The 26,967-nt window shown below is 63.1% G+C and carries 24 protein-coding genes; 7 read left to right on the top strand and 17 right to left on the bottom strand.

Annotated features, from left to right (window positions below):
- Positions 1 to 20: 20 nt before the first annotated feature.
- Positions 21 to 956: a ribosomal eL19 family protein gene (locus tag AC3CBN_RS08790; RefSeq protein ID WP_488636424.1), complete on the bottom strand. Its 936-nt coding sequence runs from the start codon at positions 954 to 956 to the stop codon at positions 21 to 23.
- A gap of 316 nt (positions 957 to 1,272) precedes the next feature.
- Between AC3CBN_RS08790 and AC3CBN_RS08785 the strand changes: the two genes are divergently transcribed.
- A complete protein-coding gene (locus AC3CBN_RS08785) occupies positions 1,273 to 2,052 on the top strand; it encodes an autotransporter outer membrane beta-barrel domain-containing protein (RefSeq protein WP_488636423.1) in 780 nt (259 codons plus the stop codon).
- Between the two features lie 396 nt (positions 2,053 to 2,448).
- Here AC3CBN_RS08785 and AC3CBN_RS08780 read toward each other — a convergent pair whose 3' ends face one another.
- The 4 genes from AC3CBN_RS08780 to AC3CBN_RS08765 form a co-directional block, all read right to left on the bottom strand.
- The gene (locus tag AC3CBN_RS08780; RefSeq protein ID WP_488636422.1) at positions 2,449 to 2,601 is read right to left on the bottom strand and encodes a hypothetical protein; all 153 of its coding nucleotides are present in this window, start codon (positions 2,599 to 2,601) and stop codon (positions 2,449 to 2,451) included.
- Positions 2,602 to 2,641: 40 nt separating this feature from the next.
- Positions 2,642 to 3,619, bottom strand: a complete 978-nt coding sequence (locus AC3CBN_RS08775) for a hypothetical protein (RefSeq protein WP_488636421.1) — start codon at positions 3,617 to 3,619, stop codon at positions 2,642 to 2,644.
- Between the two features lie 87 nt (positions 3,620 to 3,706).
- Positions 3,707 to 4,342, bottom strand: a complete 636-nt coding sequence (locus tag AC3CBN_RS08770) for a hypothetical protein (protein ID WP_488636420.1) — start codon at positions 4,340 to 4,342, stop codon at positions 3,707 to 3,709.
- Positions 4,343 to 4,394: 52 nt separating this feature from the next.
- Positions 4,395 to 6,032, bottom strand: a complete 1,638-nt coding sequence (locus tag AC3CBN_RS08765) for a mechanosensitive ion channel family protein (RefSeq protein WP_488636419.1) — start codon at positions 6,030 to 6,032, stop codon at positions 4,395 to 4,397.
- A gap of 483 nt (positions 6,033 to 6,515) precedes the next feature.
- Here AC3CBN_RS08765 and AC3CBN_RS08760 point away from each other — a divergent pair, with 483 nt between their 5' ends.
- Together AC3CBN_RS08760 and AC3CBN_RS08755 are read left to right on the top strand one after the other, a co-directional pair.
- The gene (locus tag AC3CBN_RS08760) at positions 6,516 to 7,331 is read left to right on the top strand and encodes an SDR family NAD(P)-dependent oxidoreductase (RefSeq protein ID WP_488636418.1); all 816 of its coding nucleotides are present in this window, start codon (positions 6,516 to 6,518) and stop codon (positions 7,329 to 7,331) included.
- A gap of 316 nt (positions 7,332 to 7,647) precedes the next feature.
- Positions 7,648 to 8,061, top strand: coding sequence for a DoxX family protein (locus AC3CBN_RS08755; protein ID WP_488636417.1), 414 nt, complete (start codon positions 7,648 to 7,650; stop codon positions 8,059 to 8,061).
- A 38-nt stretch (positions 8,062 to 8,099) separates the two neighbouring features.
- Here the strand turns inward: AC3CBN_RS08755 and AC3CBN_RS08750 are convergent, their stop codons facing one another.
- A complete protein-coding gene (locus tag AC3CBN_RS08750) occupies positions 8,100 to 8,924 on the bottom strand; it encodes an alpha/beta hydrolase (protein WP_488636416.1) in 825 nt (274 codons plus the stop codon).
- A gap of 26 nt (positions 8,925 to 8,950) precedes the next feature.
- A complete protein-coding gene (locus tag AC3CBN_RS08745) occupies positions 8,951 to 9,166 on the bottom strand; it encodes a hypothetical protein (protein ID WP_488636415.1) in 216 nt (71 codons plus the stop codon).
- Between the two features lie 65 nt (positions 9,167 to 9,231).
- Between AC3CBN_RS08745 and AC3CBN_RS08740 the strand changes: the two genes are divergently transcribed.
- From AC3CBN_RS08740 to arsB, 4 genes are read left to right on the top strand one after another with little or no spacing between them, the layout of a single operon-like run.
- Positions 9,232 to 9,573 carry an ArsR/SmtB family transcription factor gene (locus tag AC3CBN_RS08740; protein ID WP_488636414.1) on the top strand — a complete coding sequence of 114 codons (342 nt, stop codon included), beginning with the start codon at positions 9,232 to 9,234 and terminating at the stop codon, positions 9,571 to 9,573.
- Positions 9,570 to 10,040, top strand: coding sequence for an ArsI/CadI family heavy metal resistance metalloenzyme (locus AC3CBN_RS08735; protein WP_488636413.1), 471 nt, complete (start codon positions 9,570 to 9,572; stop codon positions 10,038 to 10,040). Before AC3CBN_RS08740 ends, AC3CBN_RS08735 begins: the two co-directional genes overlap by 4 nt.
- Positions 10,010 to 10,555, top strand: a complete 546-nt coding sequence (locus AC3CBN_RS08730; RefSeq protein ID WP_488636412.1) for an arsenate reductase ArsC — start codon at positions 10,010 to 10,012, stop codon at positions 10,553 to 10,555. The genes AC3CBN_RS08735 and AC3CBN_RS08730 overlap by 31 nt, the downstream gene beginning before the upstream one ends.
- Positions 10,545 to 11,651, top strand: coding sequence for an ACR3 family arsenite efflux transporter (gene arsB / locus AC3CBN_RS08725; protein ID WP_488636411.1), 1,107 nt, complete (start codon positions 10,545 to 10,547; stop codon positions 11,649 to 11,651). The genes AC3CBN_RS08730 and arsB overlap by 11 nt, the downstream gene beginning before the upstream one ends.
- Before the next feature lie 40 nt (positions 11,652 to 11,691).
- Here the strand turns inward: arsB and AC3CBN_RS08720 are convergent, their stop codons facing one another.
- From AC3CBN_RS08720 to AC3CBN_RS08675, 10 genes are all read right to left on the bottom strand, one after another.
- On the bottom strand, positions 11,692 to 14,073 hold the full coding sequence (locus AC3CBN_RS08720; protein WP_488636410.1) for a tetratricopeptide repeat protein: 2,382 nt from the start codon (positions 14,071 to 14,073) through the stop codon (positions 11,692 to 11,694).
- 193 nt (positions 14,074 to 14,266) lie between these two features.
- Positions 14,267 to 15,595 carry a hypothetical protein gene (locus AC3CBN_RS08715; RefSeq protein ID WP_488636409.1) on the bottom strand — a complete coding sequence of 443 codons (1,329 nt, stop codon included), beginning with the start codon at positions 15,593 to 15,595 and terminating at the stop codon, positions 14,267 to 14,269.
- Complete coding sequence (locus tag AC3CBN_RS08710; RefSeq protein ID WP_488636408.1) at positions 15,592 to 17,217, bottom strand: VWA domain-containing protein; 1,626 nt, start codon at positions 17,215 to 17,217, stop codon at positions 15,592 to 15,594. The genes AC3CBN_RS08715 and AC3CBN_RS08710 overlap by 4 nt, the downstream gene beginning before the upstream one ends.
- A gap of 3 nt (positions 17,218 to 17,220) precedes the next feature.
- Entirely contained in the window at positions 17,221 to 18,243 is a 1,023-nt protein-coding gene (locus AC3CBN_RS08705) for a VWA domain-containing protein (RefSeq protein ID WP_488636407.1), read from the bottom strand.
- A complete protein-coding gene (locus AC3CBN_RS08700; RefSeq protein ID WP_488636406.1) occupies positions 18,230 to 18,733 on the bottom strand; it encodes a DUF4381 domain-containing protein in 504 nt (167 codons plus the stop codon). Before AC3CBN_RS08700 ends, AC3CBN_RS08705 begins: the two co-directional genes overlap by 14 nt.
- Positions 18,734 to 18,738: 5 nt before the next feature.
- Positions 18,739 to 19,689: a DUF58 domain-containing protein gene (locus tag AC3CBN_RS08695; protein ID WP_488636405.1), complete on the bottom strand. Its 951-nt coding sequence runs from the start codon at positions 19,687 to 19,689 to the stop codon at positions 18,739 to 18,741.
- 156 nt (positions 19,690 to 19,845) lie between these two features.
- A complete protein-coding gene (locus AC3CBN_RS08690) occupies positions 19,846 to 20,826 on the bottom strand; it encodes an AAA family ATPase (RefSeq protein ID WP_488636404.1) in 981 nt (326 codons plus the stop codon).
- Between the two features lie 141 nt (positions 20,827 to 20,967).
- A complete protein-coding gene (locus AC3CBN_RS08685) occupies positions 20,968 to 23,376 on the bottom strand; it encodes a fused MFS/spermidine synthase (protein WP_488636403.1) in 2,409 nt (802 codons plus the stop codon).
- 248 nt (positions 23,377 to 23,624) lie between these two features.
- A complete protein-coding gene (locus AC3CBN_RS08680; protein ID WP_488636402.1) occupies positions 23,625 to 25,289 on the bottom strand; it encodes an arylsulfatase in 1,665 nt (554 codons plus the stop codon).
- 94 nt (positions 25,290 to 25,383) lie between these two features.
- Positions 25,384 to 26,418: an HAD family hydrolase gene (locus AC3CBN_RS08675; RefSeq protein WP_488636401.1), complete on the bottom strand. Its 1,035-nt coding sequence runs from the start codon at positions 26,416 to 26,418 to the stop codon at positions 25,384 to 25,386.
- Positions 26,419 to 26,967: the final 549 nt, after the last annotated feature.

The following is a 26,967-nucleotide window of genomic DNA, read 5'->3' as shown; positions in this document are numbered from 1 at the left end:
GGAGGTATCAACTTCCCATCTCACATCAAGCTGCCAGATGTCCTGCCACCGATTGGCTCGCTCCTGCCACCCGGGCTGGGGCCCCACTTTCCCGGCCTGCCTGGCAATTTGCTCCCGCCCATTGGGACGCTGCCACCACCTACCGGCATCATGCCGACCTTGCCGGGCGGAGTAACGCCACCTATCGCGACACTGCCGCCCCATGGCATCACGCCAACCTTGCCCGGTGCAGTGACTCCACCCATCGGCACGCTGCCACCACCCACCGGCATCATGCCGACCTTGCCGGGCGGAGTAACGCCACCTATCGCGACACTGCCGCCACATGGGATCACGCCAACCTTGCCCGGTGCAGTGACTCCACCCATCGGCACACTGCCGCCACCCACAGGCATCATGCCGACCTTGCCGGGCGGAGTAACGCCACCGATCGCGACACTGCCGCCCCATGGCATCACGCCAACCTTGCCCGGTGCAGTGACTCCACCCATCGGCACGCTGCCACCACCCACCGGCATCATGCCGACCTTGCCGGGCGGAGTAACGCCACCTATCGCGACACTGCCGCCACATGGGATCACGCCAACCTTGCCCGGTGCAGTGACTCCACCCATCGGCACACTGCCGCCACCCACAGGCATCATGCCGACCTTGCCGGGCGGAGTAACGCCACCGATCGCGACACTGCCGCCCCATGGCATCACGCCAACCTTGCCCGGTGCAGTGACTCCACCCATCGGCACGCTGCCACCACCCACCGGCATCATGCCGACCTTGCCGGGCGGAGTAACGCCACCTATCGCGACACTGCCGCCACATGGGATCACGCCAACCTTGCCCGGTGCAGTGACTCCACCCATCGGCACGCTGCCACCGCCCACCGGCATAACCCCAACCGTACCGGGCGGCGTGACGCCACCTATTGCCACGCTGCCACCGTCAGGACTAATGCCCACCGTCCCGACCAATCCGGGTGGACCGGGTGGTGGGGTGACACCACCCGGCGGCACGACGCTTCCCGCAGTGCGCCCTCCCGTCATCCCCAACGCAATCGCGGGAGCTGCCGCACAGAGCGCGACTCAAGCAAACATTCCGGTTCGCTGCCAGTCTGTGCCTGTCGAACCGAACCAGACGGTGGTGAATGATTCGGGCGTGCAGGTGTGCAACGAACAGCAAGCTTATGAGAGCAGCAGCACGCAACAGGGGTTCGGAACTCAGGTGCCAGTCACGCGGGGCCGAGAGTTTGCCGTCCAACCGCGATGGAACCTATGGATGGAAGCGCGAAGCGTACCCACCACCGATCACAGGTATGGCATGGACATCGATGCGCCTGCCTACTACCTGACCCTCGGCGCCGACCGACAGCTGGACAACTCGTTTGTCGTGGGTGGACTGGTGTCGTACGAACACAACGACAGCGACAATTTCGACGGTAGCTGGACGATCCTCTCGCATGGCTACAACCTCGGGGCGTATGTTGCACGACCCTTGTCCTCCCAGTGGGCCGTCGATGCGTCGCTGACGTACGCCTCGATATCCAATAGCACGCACATGGATATTCTGGATGGAAGTTATGACTCCAGTCGCACGTCACTATCGCTCGAGACAACTGGCCAATACGCCTACGGCAAGACCATCATCAGGCCCAGGTTCGACATCAGCTACAGCCACTTCGCCAACGATGCTTACCACCTGTCGGGCGCTGTCTTCGACATTCCGATCAATCTTCCGGTGGCCGGAAGTACCTACAACTACGGTGCTGTCGAGGGGAAGGTAGAGATCAGCCACATCATCCAGACAAGCCGGAGCACCATCATTCCCTATGTCGAGGCCGGAGTGGAGTATGCATTCACCCGCCCTAACGGCGGCGACGTCGTCACATCGGATCTGACGCTGGCTTCGCCTACCGCCTGGTCCGGTTCGCTGCGTCTTGGTGGGCGCGCGTTGCTATCGACATCGACCTTTATCGAGGGCAGCGCGGGTTATCTGAGCGTGGGAGAGAGTGGCCTGAAGACGTGGGAATTCCGGCTGTATCTTTCACACGCCTTCTAGATTCAGCCCATTGGTCGCAGGCAGTTCCTGCTTTCATTCAACAGAAGATATCCAAGGCGAGCACAAAGCCGCGGACGTTCCGATCCGGCACGCGGTAAATATTCGCACGGCCTATAGCTCCGGCGTCGGCGCTTGGACATGGCGCCTGATGACCGCGATGGCATGACGAATGGCGAGCGGGTATCGGGTGTTCTTTATCGATGGATTGGGATTGCTTGACGACCCATTGGTATATGTCAGCGGTACGTCGTAGCCGCGGTTGCCGAAGCGTGCGAAAAGTTGGTGGCGCCATACCCCTTCGCTTGCCTTCTCATGGTGGTGATTGTGAGTCGTCAACTTGGTTATCCCTTGCGGCTTTGGCTTATGGAAGACCGTTTCGCTAGGGGCTCTCACGAGTCAAAGGAAACCAGGATTGTCGCCGTCATCAAGCGCACAAAATTCGCCGCCACTGGCGTTGCCGGTAAGTGTCCACGTGATCGCATGCGCATGATGGGTGTTTTGTAGCTTCTCGAAAGAAAGATGATGATGTCCCTTGTTGATGACGAGCATGAAGTCGACCAGATCTCCGGCCTGCTTTTGCTGGCGCGTCTCAATCGAACGTCACTGCCAACCCCAGCGATACGCCCTGCACGTTCTGGCCGAACACGTAACGCACTACCGCACGGGCGCGCGAGATCCATATCGGGTGGTACTTGCTGGTGTCCAGCTCCAGACCCACGCCTAGCGAGGTGAGATGGTTGATGCCAAGCACGTCCGCGTCCTGGCCGAAGTACGTGGTATGCGCAAACTCAAGCACGTAGCGCACGGGACGATCGAGCGCACGCCAGCCGGTGGGTGCACGCCAGCGTGCCCACAGGCCAACATTCTCGTTGCGTGCACTGCCCTGCACGGGAGGCGACGAGTGATTGGTGCTGTGCAGGCGAATGTTGGTGTAGCGCAGCTCGATATCGACCTCGTGGGTTTCCACGTAGTGCTGGTAGTCGAGCATGAGCGAACCGCCCACGCCGGCCGCATTGAGATAGCCATGGGTGAGAAACTCGAGATTGACGTCGGTGTTGTTGGTGATGACGCGACTGCCGAGCGAAACGTCGCTCTCCACGCGGCCGTAACTGCCGTTGACGATGGGCCTCAGCACCAGATTCTGTGTGAGATGGAAATCCCAACCTACGCCAACCGTGCCAATCGCGCTGTTCCACCGCGTGGGCAAGACGCTTGTCTCTGCGCCTTGAGTCGCTACGAAATGGGGGTCGTAGCGTGCATAACCCGCAGTGCCCTCGAGGTAGATGGGCACGCTGTCGCTGATGGTGAAGCCGCCGCCGATAGACGTGTTGTTGAAAGAGGGGTTGCCGGTGTCGGCATTGTGGATGGACAACGATCCGGAGGTGACGTCCGGCGTCAGCGAATAGCCCATCAGCGCCAGCACACTGTTCGCCCGCTTCTGCAATCGCGCGTGCTGGATATCGGACAGCACGTTCTCCTGTGCCGATGCCAGGCATGGCAGTGTCAACCAGCTGAGCAAGGCGAAAAGCAGCGATTCGCGTCCCTGGAACCAACTCTTCTTGCTCATGACCATCGCCCCACTCGCGCGCAGACAAAATACATTTCCGCGTTGGCCAGGCGCGAAGGTCGCTACGCGACCCTCGCGCCTCAACGATCACTCCTTGGGCTTGACGTGTGCCTTGGGCGTGACATCCACCGCCAGTGCTTCCACGTAAGTGACGCGCACCTTTTGACCCACCTTCAGCTTGTTCATGCGCGCCTGGCGCTCGGGATCCTTCACTTCCATCACGCGCTCCTTGCCGTCCGGCCCCTTCAGCGTGAGGGTGTGATTCTTCAGGTCTATCGCCGTGAGCTCGCTGGTTACTTCGACCGATTGGTCTGCCACCCCACCGAGCTTGGTGCCAGTAGGCGAATGCCTTTCAATGCCACTCGTGGTTTCCTCACCGACCTTCGCACTATCGGCCGGAAGTACTTCGAGTGCCAATGCAGCCTGATAATGCGCAGTCACCTGGTCACCCGGCTTGAGCTTATCCAGGTTTTGCACTTCGGGGCCCGCCGTCACCGTCACTTCCTTGCCCTTGGGTCCACGAAGCGTGACGAAGCGAGTGTCCTTGTCCACGCTGACCACGGTGGCGGTCAACGTTTTTTCCTGGCGACCAAGTTCATAGGCCGTGCTGTGCACCGTCGCGGAATGGGCCATGTCCTGCGGCTGTGCCATGGCCACCATGGGCAAAGCCAAGCCAATGGCCACTGCAAGCATGCGGGATGCGGAACGATCTAGTTTGCTCATGTGAGGTCTCCTCTGGTGTCGTTGGTCATTCCACTTGCGAGATCGTGACAACTCACGCAGGCGGCGTACTGTCGGCAGGCGGTCCGGCTTTGTCCGTACTCTTCTCGGGCGCAGCGGCGGGCAGCTCGTACCATTGCCCGGGTGGCACCCACACTTTTTCTTCCGGCTGACGGCGGAAGTGGGGCGACATGATCTGCACGCCGAACTCGTTGAAGGCATCGACGATGTTGCGGTTGAGGTCCGACAGCGTTTGCACGTGAACGGCTGGGCGCAACGTCGCCACGTTGAGCTGGTATTCGATGTAGTAGTCCGACAGCGCCGTTTGCAGCACGAATGGTCGATGCCCGGCAAGCAGACCAGGCGTACGCGAGGCAGCCAGCTCCAGCAGGCCAACGACTTGGCGCCATGGCGAGTCGTAGCCGATCGTGACGGACGTGGTCAGAAGCACCCCCGCCGATTGCGACTGTCGAGTCAGATTGCGCATCGACGAGGAGGACAGCACCGAGTTGGGCACGCTGATTTCCTCGCGTTTGCGCGTCACCAGCTTCATCGAGAGTGCCCCCATCTCGATTACCGTGCCTTCGTGGTCACCCACCTGGACGAAATCGCCCGCACGCACCGCGCGCGAATAGAGCACCACCAGGCCGCTCATCACCTGGTTGACGATGCCGGCCGAACCCAGCGTGAGCATCAGGCCAAGAAACACGCTAACGCCCTTGAAAGCGTCGCTGTTCGCACCGGGGATATAGGGATAGGCCACAACCAGCGCAAACAGCCAGATCACGGCGGACACCAGCCGCCGCGTGACCGCGGCTGTCGGCGCCTCAAGCCAGCCCACCTGCACCGCACCGCTTCCCACCGCGTTGAACCATGCGCCGATCAGTCGCACGATGGCGCGCGTTATCAGGAAGATCACCAGGATCGTCAGCAGGTTCGGTAGCTGGTTGACCAACCCCGACGCCATCCGCAAGGCGATATCGACCAGATACTCTCCCAGCTGCGCGCCCCATGGACGGCTATACGGAAACTGCCGCAATACATAGCTCAACCACAGGTAGCCAACGAATAGCACAAGCAGCAGCCGAATCAACGAGACCGTGCGACGCAACACGGTCCAGATCACCGGGCGCAGATCGAAGCCGGCGACGTTGATCCGCAAGCGGGCCTCGGTGATGTTGGCCAACCGTCGCTGCGCGACGCGGTTGAGCCAAACCAGCAGCCAGCACAAGCCCGCCAGCACCACGGTGGCGAAGACACTGAACAGCACGCCAGTAAGCAGAAGTCTTGGCTCACGCGATTGTGCGCGTTCACGGAGAACGTCACGCAGAATGCCGACAGCGCGCTCGCCCGCTTGCTCGGCGGCTGCACGGTCACCGCTCTCCACGTCGCCCGGCAGAACGCCGAACAACACAAGGGTCCCGTCGCGCACCAATACACCCTTGTCTTCGCCGGACTCCGTCCACGCAATGCCAAGGTCTTCCGGCTTCATCTTGTCGAGCGCGGCGTTGATGCGTTCGCTCGCCGCGCGCGCGCGTTCTTCGGGCTCTTTGCCGTGGAATGGCGCATAGAGGGTAATGATCGTGCGGTTCCACGCTACGACGGGCGCACCTTCCGTGGCACTGCTGAGTGCCGAAGATGCGCTGGGTGCCGGCGCCTGTTGCGCCGCCCACGATGACGTGGCCAGGCACATAAGCGCCGTCCCGACCAACAAGAGTCCTCGACGTATCCAGACCATCGTCAGGTGCTCGCGACGAATGAGTGCCGCCCGCTGCTGAACCCCGCGTGCTGTTGCGCATCAGGGGAGAGATGAGCGGCGATGTAGAAGGGGTTCCACATGGCGCCCATGTTGGGTCAGGACGTTCCCGGCCACGAGCGTAAAACCACTCAAGTCCGCTACGTAGTTTTACCGAAGCCGTGCATGTGCGCCTGCCCAACGCGGCTGGCATGTCGGTCCATTGCGCAGCTGCAGCAACGGTTCGTTCGTGCTCAGCATGGCGTGTACGAAGGCAGGACCGTTCGCGTTCTTGGCTTCGGGTGCAAACACGGCAGTGGCGTCGCGCACCGTGGAAGCGTTACAAGGGCGAATCCATAGTGATTCCACGCACGCGGCCGGCCGGTGCCGGATCATGTCGCCCGTAGACAACCATTCGCCAACTCCCCGGAGGGGTCTGTCATGTCATTTGCGGAATCGCTTGATAAGGCACTCGTTACAGGTGCATCCACCGGCATCGGCGCGGCCTACGCCGACCGCCTGGCCCAGCGCGGCCACTCCCTGGTGCTGGTGGCGCGCGACAAGGAGAAGCTGCGGTCACTTGCCGAGCGCCTGGCGCGTGAGTATGGCGTGAAGGCGGAAGTACTGGCTGCCGACCTCACGGTGCCCAAAGAACGCGCCCACGTGGAGCAACGCCTGCGCGAGGACGAAGCGATCGGCCTGTTGGTGAACAATGCAGGCTTCGCCGCGGCTGGCTCGCTTGCCGACGCGTCACTGGACGACGTCGAATCGATGATCCAGCTCAACGTTGTTGCTCCCACGCGGCTCACCGGCGCGATGCTGCCGCGCCTGGTGGCACGTGGCCATGGCAGCATCATCAACATCGCTTCGGTACTCGCCCTGGCTCCCGAGCTGACCGGCGGCGCCTATCCCGCCACCAAGAGCTATGCGCTCACCTACACACTGGCGTTGCACAAGGAAGTCGGCGGCCGAGGCATTCGTGTGCAGGCCGTGCTGCCGGGTGTCACGCGCACCGCGATCTGGGAACGTTCGGGCAAGGACGTCAACACCATCCCCGCACACATGATCATGGAAGTGGACGAAATGGTGGACGCGGCGCTGGCGGGTTACGACCTTGGCGAAGTCGTCACCATTCCATCACTACCGGATATCGATGACTGGAACCGCTACGAAGGCGCGCGCTTGCAGCTGGCACCCAATCTGTCGCGTGACCACGCCGCGGACCGCTACAAGAGCGACATCGCCGAAGACGCCTGATCCCTGTGCCCCGACGTTCTACACCCGACAGCGAGCAAGACCCTGATCCATCCGCTACCTGCCTTTGGCATCTTCCATGCCACGCTCCGCATCATCCCGTCGTTACGAGCCTGTGAGCGTTTGCATGCGATGGCCCGCATCGTTCCGTGCCGATGACCGCGCCAAAGCGACGTCCAAATGCTTGGCGTCCTCGCCAGACCGCAGGCATCACCAGCACGCGCCGAGAGGAATATAGTGTCATCGACCGCCGCTAACGGCCGCGGTCGACGCGGGCGGCATGTCCGCATCCGTCACGTAAAGTCATGGGAGAACGACCATGCGATATACGTTACTGGAGGGCCGCAAGGACGGGATGATTCTCCTCGCGCGCCTGTTGTTGATGATGCTGTTCGTGATCTTCGGCTGGGGCAAGCTGGTGGCTTTCAGTGGCTCGGTTGCCTACATGACTTCCGTGGGTATCCCGTTGCCCACGGTCACCGCTGCCGTCGCGGTGATCATGGAGCTCGTCGTGGGCCTGGCGATCGTCGTCGGCTTCTACACGCGCCCGCTCGCCTTGCTGCTGGGGTTGTACACGCTGGCTGCCGCAGTGATCGGTCACCAGTTCTGGCACATGATCGACCCGGAGCGCGTGGGAGCCATGATCAATTTCTACAAGAACGTGAGCATCTCGGGCGGCCTGCTGTTGTTGTGCATCACCGGGCCGGGGCGTTACTCGCTGGACGGGAGGTAGGCGGCACGTTGCAACGATGGCTTCGCCGCTGCCGCTTTTCAGGGTAGCCCGAGGCCATGAAGGAAGTCGTCGACGCTCGCTGTGTAGCTTCCCTGCGCACCCAGCGTGCCGTTGATGTCGCCATGACTGAGCGGCACGGACAAGACGCTCGCCCGCACACCCAGCGCCTGCGCGCGCTGCTCGAACGCGCGGTTGTGCGGGCACGAGGCGATGCGCAGGCTGGAGCACACCAGGAGGATCGGCGTGGCATCGCCGCTGAGCTGATCGAGCGGTGAGACGCGGCGCCAGAACTGCGGGTCGCTGCCGAATACGCGATCGTAGAAGCGCGCATGCGGGGCGGTCATGATGCCCGGCACGTCGATCGCTCCGCTATCCAGGGACACGGTGCCAAGCCAACGCCTCGCGCCCTGCGCGGCCACCATGGCCGGCGAGGCAGCGAGCAGCGCCACCAGATGGGCACCCGCCGAATGCCCCATCAACACGATGCGCGAGGAGTCGCCTCCCCATTCCGCCGCATGTTGCTGCACATAGGCGAGCGCCGTGGCGACATCCTTTGCCTGTTCCAGTGGGCCGGCATCCGGCCATAACCGGTAATCCACCGAGACAAACAGATACCCTGCCCTCTCAAAATGGCTTGCCTTGGGCTGGACCAGGCCAGCATTGGCCTTGTCGCCAAACATCCAGGCGCCACCATGCACCATGATGATGACGGGCGCCCCGTGCGCCGCGTCGGGACGATAGACATCCAAACGCTGCGCTGGCGATTTGCCGTAAGGAACATTGCGCAGCACGTCCGAGGCGCTGGCCGACGCCATGCCGGCCAGCGTTAGTGCCAGCGACAACAGCCAACGCATTTTTCTCATGGGTGCCTCACGCATGATGTGCCTGCTCACGGACAGGTGATCGCCTGCCCACTGGCATCGGTGCAGCGGCGAGTATGCGTGACACCGTTCTTGCTCACCGTGGTTTCGCCTTCGTACGAATTGCCGGTGGCGCCCACGGTCTGCGTGGTAAGCGTCACGCCCTGTCCGGTAGCGCCGGTGGCGCGGCCGTCATAGGTGCCCCGACGTCGGTGGCTGGCGTCTGGGGAGCGAAATTCACTCAACTAGCCCGGTTGACCCCGCCGCCACGCCGCTTGACAGGACTTCATATTTCGATAATTCTGGAAATATGGAATCAATTGATGCACTTGCCGCACTCAGCGCGCTGGCCCACGAAAGCCGCCTCACCCTGTTCCGCCTGCTGGTGCAGGCCGGTGACGCAGGCATGGCCGTGGGTGAGCTGGCCGACGCCACCGGTCTGGCGGGCGCCACGCTCACCAATCACCTGCACATTCTTCGCCGCGCCGGACTGGTGACCGACGAACGTCGGGGTCGCGTCATCCAATGCCGCGCGAACTATCCCCAGATGGACGCCCTGCTCGGCTTTCTCACCGAAAACTGCTGCGCCGGCTCGCCTGGCGCGACCTGCGCACCTGCTCCCTGCTGCAAACCCACCCGGAGAAAATCATGAAGCGCTTCCATGTGCACGTGAATGTCGACCAGCTCGACAACAGCATCCGTTTCTACACGACGCTGTTCGGCGCAGCGCCGTCGGTGGTGAAGGACGATTACGCCAAGTGGATGCTCGACGATCCTCGCGTCAACTTCGCCATCTCCCAGCGCGGCCGTGCGCCCGGCGTCGATCACCTGGGGTTGCAGGCAGAGAGCGCCGAGGAACTCGACGGGATCGGCCATCGCCTGCTCGCCGCCGATGCGGTGAGCCTCACCGAGGAGAGCACCACCTGCTGTTACGCACGCTCCGACAAGTTCTGGGCCGAAGACCCGCAAGGCGTGCGCTGGGAAACCTTCCGCACGCTGGGCGAGGCCACCACCTATACCGCGCCCGCCAGCGCGAGCACGGCATCTTCCTGCTGCGGTCCTGCCGTTGCCACCGTTTCTGCGCCTTCATGCGGCGCCAACACCACTACCTGCTGCTGAGGCCTGCTGTGTCCGAAACCTATCGCGTGCTCTTCCTGTGCACCGGCAACTCCGCCCGCAGCATCATGGCCGAGGCCCTGCTCAACATGCTCGGCAACGGGCGCTTCAAAGCCTTCAGTGCTGGAAGCTTTCCCAGCGGCACCGTGCAACCGATGGCGGCAGAACTGGCCAAGTCCTTCGGTTACGAAGAGGCGCTTCGCAGCAAGAGCTGGGATGAGTTCGCGCAAGCCGACGCCGAGCCCATCGACATGGTCATTACCGTTTGCGACAACGCGGCGGGCGAAATCTGCCCGATCTGGCCAGGGCATCCGGTGACGGCGCACTGGGGTGTGCCTGATCCGGTGGCGGTGAAAGGTTCGGAGGCGGAACGCCGCAAGGCTTTCAAATCGGCATGGATGATGCTGCGCCAGCGCATCGAACTGCTGTTGGCATTGCCCATGGAGCGGCTCGATAGCCTGACCATGCAGCACGAACTTCGCGCCATCGGCAAGACGAGTGCCAACCATGACCACTGACGTTACACGACAGGCAGCGACGGCCGCGCCCATCGGCATCTTCGCTCGCTATCTCACCGGCTGGGTCGCGCTGTGCATTGTGGTGGGGATCGCGCTCGGCCGCGTGCTTCCTTCATTGTTCGCCGCGTTGGCCGCCGTCGAAATCCAGCACATCAACCTGCCGGTGGCCGTGCTGGTGTGGATCATGATCGTGCCCATGTTGCTGCGCGTCGATTTCCGCCAGCTCGGGAGCGTACCCGGTCACTGGCGCGGCGTGGGCATCACGCTGCTGGTGAACTGGGCCATCAAGCCGTTTTCGATGGCGCTACTTGGCTGGCTGTTCGTTCGTCACCTGTTCGCCGCCTGGCTGCCTGCCGTTGAACACGATGCCTACGTTGCCGGCCTGATCCTGTTGGCAGCGGCACCGTGCACGGCCATGGTGTTCGTGTGGTCGCGGCTTTGCGGCGGCGACCCGAACTTCACTCTCGCGCAGGTGGCACTCAACGATACGATCATGGTGATCGCCTTCGCACCCATAGTCGGGCTATTGCTCGGCGTGGCATCGATCCACGTGCCGTGGGGAACGCTGTTGTTGTCCGTGCTGGTGTATATCGTCGTGCCGGTGCTGGCCGCACAAGGGTGGCGCGTCCTTCTTCTGCGACAGGGCGAACAGGCGCTGCTGGCAACGCTGCAACGCATCGAGCCCTGGTCGATGACTGCGCTGTTGGCGACGCTGGTGCTGCTGTTCGGATTCCAGGGCGAGACCATCGTGCGGCAACCATTGGTAATTGCGTTGCTGGCCGTTCCGATCATCATCCAGGTGTACTTCAATGCAGCCATTGCTTACGGACTGGGGCGCTGGCTGAAGGTGCCTTATTGCGTGGCGGGCCCGTCAGCGCTTATCGGCGCCAGCAATTTCTTCGAGCTCGCAGTAGCGGCGGCGATCAGTCTGTTCGGACTGCGTTCCGGCGCCGCGCTGGCCACGGTGGTTGGCGTGCTGGTGGAAGTGCCGGTCATGCTGTCCGTGGTGCGCATCGTGAAGAAGACGCAGCCATGGTTTGACGAAACGCCAGCCGCTACCTCGCAGCCAGCGTTGGTGCCATCGCGCGCGGAGTGATGCGCTTCGCCAACCATGCGGGCGTTCGCGCATCCTGACGCTACTTCGCCTCGCCACTCCCAAGGCTTTGCAAAAGCTGCTGCGCTTCATTCGACTGCGGCGCGATGGCAATCAGTCGCTGCGCATAGCCGCGCGCCTGTGACGCATGCCCCGCATCGCGCTCCAGGCCCGCTAGTGTGAACAGCAGTGATGAGTCATACGGTGCGGCGCGCAAGGCGTCCTCCAGCACCTTTCTTGCCTGCTCGCCCTGCCCCGCCGAATTCAGGGCCACAGCATACACATAGGCAAAGCGCGCATTGGCTGGTTCGGCCTGATGCGCACGGGCCAGCAAGGAAAGTGCTTCCGTTTGCCGGTTCTGTCGCACCAACGCCAATCCCTTCGCGTGCAACAAGTTGGCGTTGTTGGGTGCAACGCGCAGGCCTTCGTCAATCACTGTGCCCGCATCGCCTTCGCGGCCCTGCGAGCGATACATGTCCGACAGATTCACATAGGCAGGAACAAAGTCGGGCTGCAACTTGAGCGCTTGGCGGAACGCCTGCTCTGCCTTCGCTGTTTCGCCCCGCTCGGCATAAACCAGGCCCAGGTCGAAATGCGACTCCGGGCGTTCGGCGATGTCGTTCTGCGCCTGTACGTAAGCGGCGAACGCACGATCGCGAGCGGCACGCTGGCCGGCATCGAGTCGTGCGTCGGGCACGCCGGCCAGCACGCGGCCGGCCTTTACCCGCACATCGAGCACAGGGTCATCCGCCAAAGGTGCGGCCAGCGGTCCGCGCACCTCGGCGGGAAAGACACGCAACGCATCGAGCGCCGCCGCGCGCATCATCGGATCGGTATCGCCCAGCGCAGCCTCCAGCGTGGGTACCGCCGCCGGGCTCGCGTAGTGCTGAAGCTCACTCACTGCAGTCGCGCGGGCGATTATCGGCGACGTGGCGTCATTGGCCAGTGTGGTGAGCAGGTTCGCTGCCCCGGGTTTGCCGAGTCGCGCGGCATCCAGCGCTTCCACGAAATGCTGGTAGCCCTTGCGCTCGGGACCGTGCGCCTTCTCGATGGCATTGACGGCCCACTGCGCGCCCTTGTCCGCATGGCAGTTGGCGCAGGCATTGGGCACGCCAAACTTCACCGTGAGATCCGGACGCGGCACGCGGATGGAATGATCCGGTCGCGCATTGATCACCATGTAGTTCTTCGCAGGCATGTGGCAGGCCACGCATTGCGAACCGGCGCTTCCGTCCTTGTGCATGTGATGCGCGGCGGTGTCGTACACCTTGGGCGTATGGCAGCTCTCGCACAATGCATTGCCCTGCGCGCGTGTTTTGGCGGTGTGCGGGTCGTGGCAATCGCTGCAGGTCACGCCACGCGCATACATCTTGCTTTGCAGGAACGAGGCATAGACGTAGACCTCGTCCAGCTGTTGGCCGTCCGCGTGATAGCGGCCTTCGGTCAGCAGCACCGGATCGTGCGTGTCCATCAGCCGCCCGGTTGGCGCAGTGTCCTTGGCAAGGATGCTTCGGCGCGAGTGACACACGGCACAGGTTTCCACCTCTCGATGCGACGACAACGGCGCACTGCGCGCGGGGTTGCCGGTGACGGGGTTGGGAATCCAGTGCATGCCCTTGCGCTCGTCAAGCGCGATGGCAAGGCCCTTGCTGGCATCGCCCTGCGTTCTGGCGTTGCCGCCTTTTGCCCAGTCGATATGGCGCGAGCCGGGGCCGTGGCAGGCCTCGCAAGCGACATTGATCTCGCTCCACGTCGTCTTGAAGGTGTCGGCAGCCACGTCGTAGTTGCGCTGCACATTCGTGGAATGGCAGTCCGCGCACATGTAGTTCCAGTTCTGGTTCAGGCGCGTCCAGTGCAGCATGTCGTGCGCGTCGATGCGCTCGCCGGGGTACATGTTGAACCAGCGTTGTCCGCCCGCCGAAGCCGATCGCGAATCCCAGGCGGCACGCAGCGTCTGCATGCGTCCATCGGGAAACGCCACGAGGTATTGCTGCAGCGGATAGACACCAAACGTGTACTTCACTTCGAACTCGCCAGGTTTGCCGTCCGGGCCATCGGTCTTCACGAAGTAGGCGTGGTCACGCTTGAAGAAGCTTGCCAGCGAGCCGTCCTGTTTCAGGCTGGCGCCGTCGAAGCGGCCAAGCACGGTGTCCGCATTCGCCAACTGCATGGCTTGCGCGTGATGCGACTGACGCCATGCCTCGGCTTCCTTCTGATGACAGGCTGCGCAGGCCTGCACGCCCACGTACTTTGGCGCCGGCGCGGCGGGCGCAGCAGCCACCGGCTTGGGCGACGAGGATGCTTCTGCCACGGTTGTGTGAGTCGTCGACGATGGCGTGTGCAGCCACCAGGCACCAAGCAGCACAAGCACCAGCAGGCCGATACCGAAGGGAAGCCACCACCACTTGCCTGAGGCAGCGGACAACGGCGGAGATCTGGAAGGTGGAGGCGTTGCCGGGGAGGAGCGTCTGCCGTGGCGCTTCTTCGCACGTCCCATCCCTTCCTCCCGAAGCACATGTGCTCAAGAACGAGGCGCTTCCATACCACCGCGCCACCAGACCTGCCGTACCGGGCATGGTATCCCGCTTTGGCGATGACACTGTGAAAACGTGCGTGCATCAGGCCGGGTTCAACAGTGGCAACACCGTCCCATGACGCTTGTGGCGACGATCCTGCTTCCAGCGCAGTCGCGCAGATGCCAGATCACCGACCAAACGCGATGCCGACCACGAGCCTCGGGCCTTGCCATAAAGCGATGCATCCAGCGCCGACCACTGCGCCCGCAGCGAGGCATCGCCATAGCGTGCGCACCACGCGTCCGGCGTGGCAGGCCCGCCTTCCTCTTCGCAACGACGCACCCAGGCATCGATCACCGCATACAACGTGGCTGCCGATGCGGTGTGACGCTGATGGCGGAGCGCCGCGAAAGCCGCCGACTCCGAATGACGACGGCGATAGCGCCATGCCTTGAACCGCGTCCGCCACCGCAACAAGCGCTCGCGGAACAGCCATGCAAGCCAGGCAAACGCGACGATCACCACCAGGCCAATGCCCGCATCGCTGGAAAGGAACCCCAGCAGGCGCGGCATCACACCCTGCCCGGGCAGCGAGAAGCGCGGCTTGGCGGGCGCACCCCACCATGCGTGAAAGCTCACGGCAGGCACACTGCTCTCGCGCCAGGTGTGCGTCTGGCTGTCCATCCAGCGCACGGTAACGGGCGGCAATGTGTAGCGCCCGCGCTTCTGGATCACATAGCTCGCCGATTCCACGCGGCTACCGCCCATGAAGCCGCCCTGGTTGCCAACGATGTCGCGCGTGACCGGTGGCGCGGGATAAAGCCCAAGCCCACGGATCGGCTCGAAAGCGAGTGGCGGCAACATCATCGCGGGTGCGCCTTGCGCTGTGATCTCGATACGTCGCGTCACACTGTCGCCCACATGCAGGCCACCGTTCTCCGGTATCACGGACTGAGTGATCCTTACCGAGCTGGCGATCAGGGCCTCGGTGACGCCGGCGGGCAGCACCAGTGCCTGCACCTTCAGCGTGAGTGGCGTCGTGTGCACGGACACCGGCGTCGATGCCGCACCGACATGCGCGGTGATGTCGAATGCAGGAATCTCCACGCTGCCCGACATCAGCGGCGTGACGAGATACGTGCGCGACACGCCCGACCAGGTGGCACCGTTGATGGTGTCCACCGGGTGACCGGGAGTCTCGTCCGACAGGGCCAGATACACCCCTTCGACATGCAGCGCAGGCAGCACCGGCGCATCGGTGAAGAAATCCGGCGTCAACATGTCCACCACGATGCGCCCGGTTTCGCCCTGCATGAGTGTGCCGGCTGGCTCCTGATGCACGCGAACCTGCATCGGCGGCGGTGATGCAGGTTCGTCGGCCCACGCCACACCGGCGATCAGCATCAGCATGCACGCCAGCCACATCTTCACGATGACGGCTCCTTCACCGCAGGTTCCGGCGACGCCGGTGGCGACTTGCCCTGGCTTTCGATGTTGAACTTGGTGCGCAGGAAATCGGCAGGAGAGACGTTGAGGTTGCGCATCCACACATCCGACGGCACCTGTTGCGGCAGCTTGCCGAGCATCTTCTCCTTGCCCTGTCCCTTCTTGCCTTCCTTGTCGAACTTCACCTCGTCAGGCTTGGTTTCTTCGTCCTCGTCTTCGGGCGGCACTTCCTGGCGCTGCTTGATCAGCGTGTTCATCAGCTGGAGATTGGCCTGCGCCTCCGGGAACGGGTGCCGCAAACGCAACGCCTGGTCAAAGGCCTCCTTGGCCTCCTCGTACTCGAACTGGTGGGCGTAGCTGTTGCCCGCCATGAACTTCGCGTCGGCACCAGGCAGCGAAGCGAATATCTTTTGCGCATCCTCCCAACGACCATGCTGATAAAGCGCCAGACCCTTCCAGTAAGGGTCCTGGAAAAGCTCGGCTGCCTTGGCGAAATCACGATGCTCGTAATACCAGCGGCCCTGCTGGTCAGGCGTGAAGAACCAGTCGACCACATGCCAGTCCGCCGCCGCGGCTGGCGATGGCATCGCGCCGAGCCCGATGGCGCCGAGCACGAACACCCAGCGAACCATCCAGCCACGGCGGAACCACAGCAGCGCCAGCAGCACGAGCGGATAGCACAGGTAGTAACCGTATTCTTTCCAGCGCACGGTGGAGGTGCTGTCGTGCACGATCGCCAGGTGATGCAGTGCTTCGCGTTGCACCCAACGCACGTCGTCATCGTTGGTGGTAATGCTGGCCAGCGGCACGTGCGCCTGCGAGGACAACCGCTGCAGGGCAGCGTCATCCAGTCGCGCTTCCACCGGCGCGCCATCCGCACTCGTGACCAGCGAGCCAGAGGGCGCGCGAAGCGGTCCACCCTTTGTCGTGCCTACGGCCAGCATCAACACCTGCTGTCGCGAATGCTGGCGATGCGCAACGAAAGCGGGAATCTGCGCGTCGTCGAAGCCGCTGGTGAAAAACACCACCGTGCCGGGATCGCTCTCGGCATTCAACAGGCGATCGGCCATGGCCAGCGCGTCAGCCGCATTCTGTCCCTTGCCGGGCAAAAGGTCGGTGGACAGCGCGCCGAGAAACAGCTCCATCAGGGCAGGATCGTCGGTAGGCGGCAGCACCATGTGCGCCGTGCTGGTGTAGACAATCAAGCCCGTGCGGCCGCCCGCGCGCAGCGCCATCAAGTCACGCACTTTTTGCTTGGCGCGTTCCAGCCGCGTGGGCGTGACGTCGATGGCGTTCATGGTCGGCGACAAATCGATCGCCACCACCATGGGTGCGCGATCCTCGGCGAACGGCGGCGGGTCGAGCTCCCAGGTGGGGCCGGCACAGGCGATGCCGCCAATCACCAGCACCGCGCACACCAGATGGATCGGTCGTACACGCCAGCGGCCATGATCACCGACAATCAGATGAGCCAGCAGATGCGGCGCGATCATGCCTTTCCAGCGCTGCAGCGGATCGTTGCGCCGCTGCCACCACCACAGCAACAGCGGCCCCAGCGGCACTACCAGAAGCCACAGCGGACGAATGAAGTGGAAGCCCTGGTCCATCGCCTATCCCTCCGATGGACCCGATGCCAATGTCGACTCCGTGCGCCGCCGCGTCATCGGCGACACCAGTCCCAACATCAGCAGGTGATAAGCCAGCATCAGCAACAACGCGACGCCCAGCGGTACGTAATAAAGCTTCACCTTGGGCCGGTAGACCGAATGCTTCACTTTGCTTGGCGTGAGGCGGTCAAGCAGCCCATAGATCTCAGCCAGCTGCGCACGATTCTCCCCGCGGTAACTGCGACCGCCGGTCGTTTGGGCGATGCGCTTGAGTGCGTCGAGATCCACACGGTTCTCACCGGTCGCGTTGGGGTCGCCGATGCCGATGGTGTGGATCACGATGTGATGCTCTTTCGCGATAGCCGCCGCCTTCTCCGCCGGCAGGCGGCTGGCGGTGTCGTTGCCATCGGTGAGCAGGATAAGCACGCGCTCGCGTTGCTGCGAATGCGCGGTCATCTTCACCGCCATGCCAATGGCATCGCCGATGGCCGTCTGCGGCCCGGCCATGCCCACGCGCAGTTCGGCAAGCAACTCGCGTACCGCCGTGTGGTCCAGCGTCAACGACGTCTGCGGAAAGGCATTGGTGCCGAACACGATCAGTCCGATGCGATCGGTGGTGCGCCGCTGGATGAAATCATCGACCACTCCTTTCACCGCGCTGAGCCTGTCGATGCGCTGGGCCTGCTCGTCCACAAAATCCGGAGTGGCCATGGAGCCGGACAGGTCGATCGCCAGCAACAGGTCGCGCGCCGATTCCGTGCGTTCCACTGGTGGCTCCAGCCATTGCGGGCCGGCCAGCGCCAGCACCGCCAATGCCCAGCACAGCGGCGCCAGGATGCGGCGAAGCCAGTTGCTGCGAAGTATCACCGCGCCGCGCGATGGCGTTTGCCCGGTGATGCGCGCCAGCTCGTCGAAGAACGGCACGCGTACTGCCCGTGTGCGCTCGCCGTACGGCGGCAGCAACCACCACACCAGCAAGGGCAGCGGCAACAGCAACAGCAGCCACGGGTACTCAAGCTGGAACATGGTCATCGATCCAGCGATGCAGCAGTGTCGTCAGTGCGGCCAAGTCGTCCTTCCCTATTTCGCCGCCGCCATAGGCCAGGGTTTCCAGATGTCGGCCCGGTCCTTGCGAAAATCCACCATTGGCGAACGTGCGGTCCAGATAATTGAGCCACGCATCGCCACTCATTGGCGCGATCTGTTGGCGAGGTGCCCAGGTGAGTACCGTGCGCTTGACCAGCGCGGGTAGCTCCACCAACGCTTTCGCACGTTGCGCCGGATCGGCCGCGGCGCGCTCGATGGCAGCGAGCTCCTTTTGCGCTGCGCGGCGGTATCGATTGCGCCACCACGTGCGCCAACGAAGGAACGCAAACAGCAGCAACGCTACCAGAACAATCGCAGCCACCACCCACCAGCCAGCGGTCTGTGGCGCGTACGAGATCGGCGGCGGGGGCGGGATATCTTTCAAATCCGCGATCGAGGCGGCCGGAGGTTTGGCGGGCAGCGCAAGCATCGCCGCTACCCTCGCCGCTGCGCGAAATGGCCGAGCAACCGTGCCACCTGCGTCGCCGTCGGCTGCTCGGTATCGATCACCAGCATGGGCACGCCGCAACGCTGCAGCAGCGCCACGGTTTCCTGCAGGCGCGAGTCGAACATCGCGCTGAGCGGCTCGCGAATGGTCTTGCGACCGAAGTCCAGCTCCACCTGCAATTCGCCTTCGGTCACCACGATCTTTCCACTGGCGGGAATGGCGCGTGCAGAGGGGTCATAAACGAGCACCGCAATCACGTCATTGTGCGACGCCAGTTCGCGCATCAGTTGCAGCGTTTGCTCGTCCGTACCAAGAAAATCGCTCACGACGCACACCAGGTAGTCGTGCGTCGCCAGGTGCAGCGCAGAACGCAGCGCGGCATCGAGCTGGCCAGCGTTGGCGCGAACGGGTGTATCGGCACGCAAGGCCTGATTGCTGCGCGCCAACGCGCCAAGCACCGCCTGCACACGCGCCCGGCTGCGATGCGGGCGAATGCTTTCGATGCGGGTATCGTCGAACACTACAGCGCCTGCACGATCGCCCGCCTGGAGCGCCATCCATGCACCGAGGGCAGCCATCTCGGCGGCGATCACCGACTTCATGGCGCGCTTCGTGCCGTAGAACATCGAGATGCGCTGGTCCACCACGAACAGCGCCGGACGGTCGCGCTCCTCCGTATACGAACGAACCAGCGCATGCCCCACGCGCGACGAGGCCTTCCAGTCGAGATGGCGAAGGTCGTCACCCGGCACGTATGCACGGATTTCCTCGAAGTTGAGCCCGCGTCCGCGCAGGCGCGACGCATGGCGTCCGGCCAGGATGCTGTGATGCGGCCGGTGCTGTGCCGCGCCAAGCCGGCGCGCGTCGTACTCCATGCGCGCCAGATGGGCTGGCGTGACGTAGACGGTGCCGATGTCGCTGGGTTCGATTTTGGCCATGACCATTACCGTCGAAACGTGACTCCCTCTTCGGGTTGGGGTGGCGCGTCGGGCTTGCGGGAGCGTCTGCCAAGAGGGGGCTTCGTAGCCTCTCCTTCGCGAGCACCCACCCCTCACCCCGGCCCTCTCCCCAGAGGGGAGAGGGAGAAAATCGGCTCACGCTGGTACCGCGACCAGCTCCAGAATCTTGTCGATCACCTGATCGGCATGAATGCCTTCGGCGCTGGCGTCGTAAGTGAGGATGAGGCGATGGCGCAGCACGCCGTGCGCCATGGACCGCACATCGTCCGGTGTCACGTGCGGCCGTCCTTCCAGCCATGCGTTGACGCGCGAAGTGCGTTCCAGCGCGATGCCGCCGCGCGGACTCGAACCAATCTGTATCCAGGTGGCCAGCGTCTTGTCGTAGCGATCCGGATGTCGTGTCGCATCTACCAGCGCCATGACGTACTGCTCGATGGCGGGTGCCGCATGAACGCCATGGATCTCACGCCGCGCATCGAAGACCCGCGCAGGCTCGATGCGCACCGGTGGTGCCGCGGAACCACTGCTGTCGGCCGCTACTTCCTCTCCACGCACCAGCTCCAGCACGCCGATCTCGCTGGCCGTATCCGGGTAGTCGATCAGCACTTTCATCAGGAAGCGGTCGAGTTGCGCCTCGGGCAGCGGATACGTGCCTTCCTGCTCGATCGGGTTCTGCGTGGCCATCACGATGAACAGGTCCGGCATCTTGTGCGTGGTACCAGCGACAGTGATCTGTCGTTCCTCCATCGCCTCCAGCAACGCCGCCTGCACTTTGGCCGGCGCACGATTGATTTCGTCGGCGAGAATGATGTTGCCGAAGATCGGGCCGGGCTGGAACTGGAACACGTTCTGGCCGCCCTGCTGGTGCAGTACTTCCGCACCGGTGATATCCGAAGGAAGCAGGTCGGGCGTGAACTGGATGCGGCGCATCTGGGCATCGAGATGCTTCGCCATGCTCTTGACGGCGCGCGTCTTGGCCAGACCCGGCAGGCTTTCCAGCAGCAGATGTCCGTTCGCCAGCAGCCCCACGATCATCTGCCGGATCAGATCGTGCTGGCCGATGATCGAGCTCTCCATCTGCGTCTGCAGCACCTTGATGGCTTCTCGCGCGTCCATGATCCCTCGCTGTTTTGCTTAGGCGGCTATGCTCAACCGAACAGATCGTCATTCCAGCGCACGCTGGAATCCAGCGTCTCTAACACCCTGCAAAGACACTGGATCCCAGCGTGCGCTGGGATGACGAACCCCACCGTGGCTTTATGGACTCCCATTGGCAATCCACCGGTAATAAGGGTTGTTGCCATCGGCGTGCATCACCTGCGTGAGCGCATCTGCCCACTGGTCGCGGTCGCCCTGGTACGCGGCCAAGCCTGCGGCGTAGAAGGTGAACAACACGTCGTGCTGGCGCTCCATGTCCGCCAACAGTTCGGGGCTGGCACCGTGAAGCGTGGGTCGCGACTGCATCGACAGCAACTCGGGCAACACGCGCGCGATCTCATTGCGGCGCACCCATGTGGCGTATTCGATGCTCGGCCAATCGTCGGTGACGGCCGGCGTATCGCCCGCATAACGCTCCAGCGCGGGGCGGTCGCTCACCCAGGTGGCCAGCAGCGCACCTGGCGATTCCACGCCTACTTCCTTCAAGGCGCTGGCAACCGTGGGCTGGTTGAAGCGTTGCTCGATCTGCGCGGCATCGAGCTCGATCGGCTCACGCGATCCGACCAGCAACATCTCGTGCATTTCGGTGGTCCACAGCGTCACGTACGGGAACGCGTCGAGAAAGCTGCGCACCATCGCGCGGGAATCCTCGTCGTTCTGCGTAGCAATCGGCCACCACTGTGCCAGCAATCCGTTCGGTGCGAGACGCGATGCTGACAGCTGGTAGAAGTCACGCGAATACAGGTTCACCACACCAGCGGCCGAAGGCGGCGGCGGTTCCAACGTGATCATGTCGTAGGTCTGCGTGCTGCGCAGCAGCTCGCGGCGGCCGTCACGCAGGCGGATATCCAGCCCCGAGTCGGCAGTGCCGGCACCAAAGTTTCCCCGGAACTGCGAGGCCGCCCGCACCACTGCCGGCAGCAGCTCGGCGCAGACGCGCGTGGTCAGTCCCGGATACTGCGTGAGCGCACCGGCCGTGATGCCGGTGCCGAAACCAATGACCATCGCCGACCGCGGCTCACCGCGATGGATGATCAACGGCAACAGCGCCTGCAAGCGCATATAGCGCTGCGATGGCAGCGTATCGCCTGAATTGGATACACCCTGGATATACAGCCGGTGAAAGCTGCTTTCGCCCTGGCCTTGCGCAAGTACGGCCACAGTGCCGCCACGGCTCTCCTCGTAGTAGGTCACGTCGCCGCCACGTGCTTGCGCCAGCAGGCCGGCAAACTTGTCCGATGGCGTCAGCAGGGCCAAAGCCACCGAGCAGAGGCCGACCGCCGCAACCATCCAACGTCCATGCCGACGCAGCGCAGCGCCAACGAACACCGCCACGAGTCCAACCATGGCCGCCGCCACCGCAAGCAACGCCAACGTGCGGACCAACCCGAACATCGGCACCAGCACGAAGCCGGTCACCGTGGTACCGACGATGCCACCAAGCGTATTGAGTGCCACCGCATAACCCACGCCACGGCCGCCTTGATCGGGCTGCGCGCAGAGACGCAGCACAGCCGGGAACGCCGCACCCAGCAGCAGCGTCGGCCCGAGCACCAGCGCGGCAGCAGCAACCACGAAGCGTGCGCACATCGACGCCAGGCGACTGTCTGTCACGTTCAGCACAAGATGCGCCGCAGCGCCCTGCCACTCACTCAGCCAACCGCCGAGCCAGCTCACCTGCAACAACGCCACCAATCCCGCCAGCGCTATCAGCACGCCAAACGCTGTCCAGCCGTCACGCACACGCTCCGCGAAGCGCGCGTACACCGCGCTGCCGATCATGAGTCCGACGAGATAGACCGCGAGCATCATGGCAAACGCAAACGCCCGGGTACTCATGAACTGCACCACCGTCTGCGACCACACCACTTCGTAGCCGAGTGCAATGCCGCCTGCTATCGCATACAGCCACAGTGCCAGTCGTGCCGATGGCATGGTTTCATCGCTGCGTTCGTTGCTTACCGTCACTGGCAGCGACCAGCCGCGATCCAGCGCAAACGCCGCAGTCGCCGCCACGACATTGATAGTCGCCGCCGCCAGCGCCGAACCGGTAACGCCAAGCGCGGGCAACAAAACAAACGGGGCCAACAACACGCCGGCAATCGCGCCCGCCGTGTTTGCCGCATACAGGCGGCCGCCGGTGCGCGCAACGCTGTCGCTGGCACAGGCTCTTACCAGTACAGGCAAGGTGCCACCCATGCAGACAGCGGGCGCGCCCACCAGCACGAATGGAAGCAGCCAGGCCAACGGACCAACATGCGTTTCCAGGATCGCAAACAGTGCGGCGCTATGCGCGAGCAGCAACGTGGCCGCAACGGCCAGCACGGCGACACCAAACTCGAGCCACGCATAGAGCTGGAGTGGTCGTGGCAAGTAGTCCGCCACGCGGCCCAGCAAGGCACCACCGATGGCCAATCCCGCGAAGAAAGCACTCACCGCCACCGTGACGGCATAGACCTCGACGCCGACGACCAGCGAGAGCTGCTTGATCCACAGCAACTGATACACCAGCGACGCGGCGCCAGATCCAAATAGAAGAAGGGACGGCCAGATAGCCGTGGAAGTCGAAGCTTGGACCGGAGCTCGGGATAGCTTTCCGACGCGACGGTGCTGCACGGCACTGGGCATGGAACTCACGCGAGGCTGGACTCCCTATGAGTATTAGCGCATCACCGGCCATCTGCGCAAACGAGGACAGCCGGTGATATCGAAGAGGGAGATGAGGCGACGTCCGTGTCGCCCACATCGCTGATGCGCTACTTCCCTTCTTTCTGCAGCTGCGCCTTCAGTCCCTCGACCGCCTTGTCGATAGTGAAGGAACCCGGCGACTGGCTCGGCGGATAATCCTTGAAGGTCTGCAGGAATGCGGCGGCACGGCGGGTGCCATCGAAGAGCAGGTAAGCGTTATCGGCCACCCACTTCTCATACCCTGTGGTCGGCCCGATGTTCGCCCTTTCGTACGGATCCATACGCAGGTTGAACAACCTGGGCGTACGCAGGCAGGTAAAGGGTTCCTGCCAAATGGCAAAGCCACCTGGCGCACGCTGTTCGCAGAACACCACCTTCCAGGAATCCGGCCTCACGCCACTTGGCTCGATAGGATCCCAGCGTATGGCGACCAGCTCGGCATCATCGTTGAAGTAGAAGAACTCCTGGCGTGGCGAGACGTTGGTTTTTCCTGTCATGTAGGGCAGGAAGTTGTAACCGTCCAGATGCACTTTGAAACTCTTGCCACCGATAGAGTCGCCCTTCAGCAGCTTGCTGGTGATGTCCGAATCGCCCGCCGCGGCCACGAGCGTCGGGAACCAGTCGAGGCCGGAGATCAACGCGTTGCTCACCGTATTGGGTCGGATATGACCGGGCCAACGAATCATCGCCGGTACACGGAACGCGCCTTCCCAGTTCGAGTCCTTCTCGCTGCGGAACGGAGAATTGGCCGCATCTGGCCACGTGAAGAAGTTCGGGCCGTTATCGGTGGAGAAGACGACAATGGTGTTCTTGGTGACGCCCGCATCGTCCAGCGTCTTGAGCAGCTTGCCCACGTTCTGGTCCATCTCCCACATACCGTCGGCGTAGTCGTGCCCGTCGCCAAGACCCGCCTTGCCCTTAAATTCCGGACGGACGTGCGTGAAGATGTGCATGCGAGTGAAGTTCATCCAGACGAAGAACGGCTGCTTGGCCTGTGCCTGCTTCTGGATATAGGAGATCGCCGAGCCGGTGGTCTCGTCGTCGATGGTCTCCATGCGCTTTCTGGTCAGCGGGCCGGAGTCTTCAATCTTGCCATCCGAGAATGTGTGCAGCACACCACGCGGGTTGTACGTCTTGAGGAAGTCCGGGTTGTTCTTCGGCCAGTACGGCCGCTCGGGCTCCTCCTCCGCGTTCAGGTGATACAGGTTGCCGAAATATTCGTCGAAGCCATGCTTGGTAGGCAGGAAGCGATCCTGGTCGCCGAGATGGTTCTTGCCGAACTGTGCCGTGGCATACCCCAGCCCCTTCAGTGCCTGTGCGATGGTGATGTCGCGATCCTGTATGCCTTGCGGAGCGCCCGGTGCGCCCACCTTGGACATGCCGGTACGCAGCACGGTCTGGCCGGTGATGAAGGTTGAACGACCTGCCGTGCAGCTGTTCTCGCCGTAGTAGTCAGTGAAGATCATGCCCTCACGGGCAATGCGGTCGATGTTGGGGGTGCGATAGCCCACCAGACCCATCGAATAGGCACTGAGGTTGGACTGGCCGACATCGTCGCCAAAGATGACGAGAATATTCGGCTTGCCGTTGTCGGCCTGCTCATTGGACTCGGACGACTGGGCCGCCTGCACGACCGGTGGTTGAATGGTGACAGCGGCCACGACAAGCAGCGCGGTCGCAACCACCGTAGTGATGGAACTCAATATTGCCTTGGTCTTCCACGGGCGAAACATAGCGGAACCTCCTGGTATGCAAGGCTGCGTGTGGGGCAGCCAACGGTGATCGATCAGGCCATCCCCCTGTGCGCCAGGGTCCGGCGGCGTCCCGTCACTGCTTCTCCGGCGGGAATATCTGCTTCCAGTCCTGCTTCATGTCCACCACGGTCCATCCCTTGGCCGTGGCTTCATCGAGTGCCTTGTCCAGTTTTCCTACCGACGACTGCCGGTCATAGGCGAATTCGCGCACGGCGTCGGTGTGATGCACGAGTCCGGCGAAACGCGCGCCGTCGCCGCTGGCTACCCACTCCAGCATCTGCTGGTCGCCATCGGAGTTGCCAAACGCAAAAATCGGCTTGCGCCCGATGAAGCGCTCGATGCCCACCGGCTTGCCGCCGTGGTCATTGATCAGCGCCACCTTGGCCTCCTTGATCAACACCGCCTTGCCATCGCGCAGTTCGAACTTCAATTCGCCCTCGCTGCCGATGACCTGTTCCGGCGGAATGCCGTAGGTCGCCTCGGCCCATGCACGCATGAAATCCTGCCCGCCGCCGGAGACGATATAGGTCTTGAAACCGTTGTCGCGCAGGTAGTGCAGCAGCTCAAGCATCGGCTGGTAGACCATTTCGGTGAACACGCGATGGGTCTTGGGATGGCGCGCGGTGGACACCCATTGGTTCACGCGCTGTGCGAATTCATCGGTGGTCATGCCCGCATGCGTGGCGGCCATCAGTTCTGCGATGCCCTTCTCGCCCGAGGCGGCCACACCTTTCATGTCGCCCGCCAGCGCGGACTTGAACGGCTCGGTGGTCTTCCATTCCGGGTGCTGTGGCGACCGCGCCTTCAGCTGGTCGATCACAAAGAAGAACTGGAAATAGATCGGCTGCTCGGCCCACAGCGTGCCGTCGTTGTCGAACACGGCAATGCGTTTCTCCGGCACGACGAAGTCCGGCGAGCCGTTGGTCGTGACCTTCTTGACGAAAGCCTCGATCTGTTGCCTGGCCGGGCCATCGTTCCACGAGGGCAATGGATCTTGCGCTGCAAGGCAGGCATTCGTCCAAAGCAAAAGGACACTGAGCAACATCGCGACCAGCATGCATCTTGTCATCGCAGCGTGCCGGCTGCCGACGTTGTGCATTGCGATCATCTGACTCTCCTTTCTCTTCCTGCCCTTTGGGGGCGTGGCGTCTCGCCAGTGGCGTCTTGCCACATACCACGTGTCGCAATTCCCCTGCCCCGTTTCGCGCTGCACGAAGCGATGCGCGAAGTTATGGACAAGCATTTGCTGACACGTAGGTCTGCACCATTGCGGATTGCCCCTGACCTGGCAATTCGAAAGTCTACGTATCGTTTCTACGCAAAATTACTGAGTCTTCGTGCTGGCCAGCGCTGCTGCTCGCTTCCACGCGTGATGAAGAAGTGAAAACAACAACCCCTTGCGATGCAGCGCGCAATACGCGCCATAATCAGCGCTGCCATAGGGCCGGCGCGATCTGCACCGGCGAGGGCTTGACTACCGCCCGACGTACAAGGACTTCCCGTCCAGGGATGGCATTGCCTTGTGCAGGAATAGACGCGTCATGATGCATGGCCACCTCGGTGGGCCATCGCTGCGGGCTATCTCTTTGGCTCCGCCGCATGCATTCATCCGCGAGCAACGGCGGAAATTTCGCGTGCTGCGAACGCCGTCGCTCCT

The organism is Dyella sp. OK584, from assembly GCF_057787755.1.
Note: the sequence above shows the minus strand (reverse complement) of the source record. Positions and strands in the feature narration are given on the sequence as shown.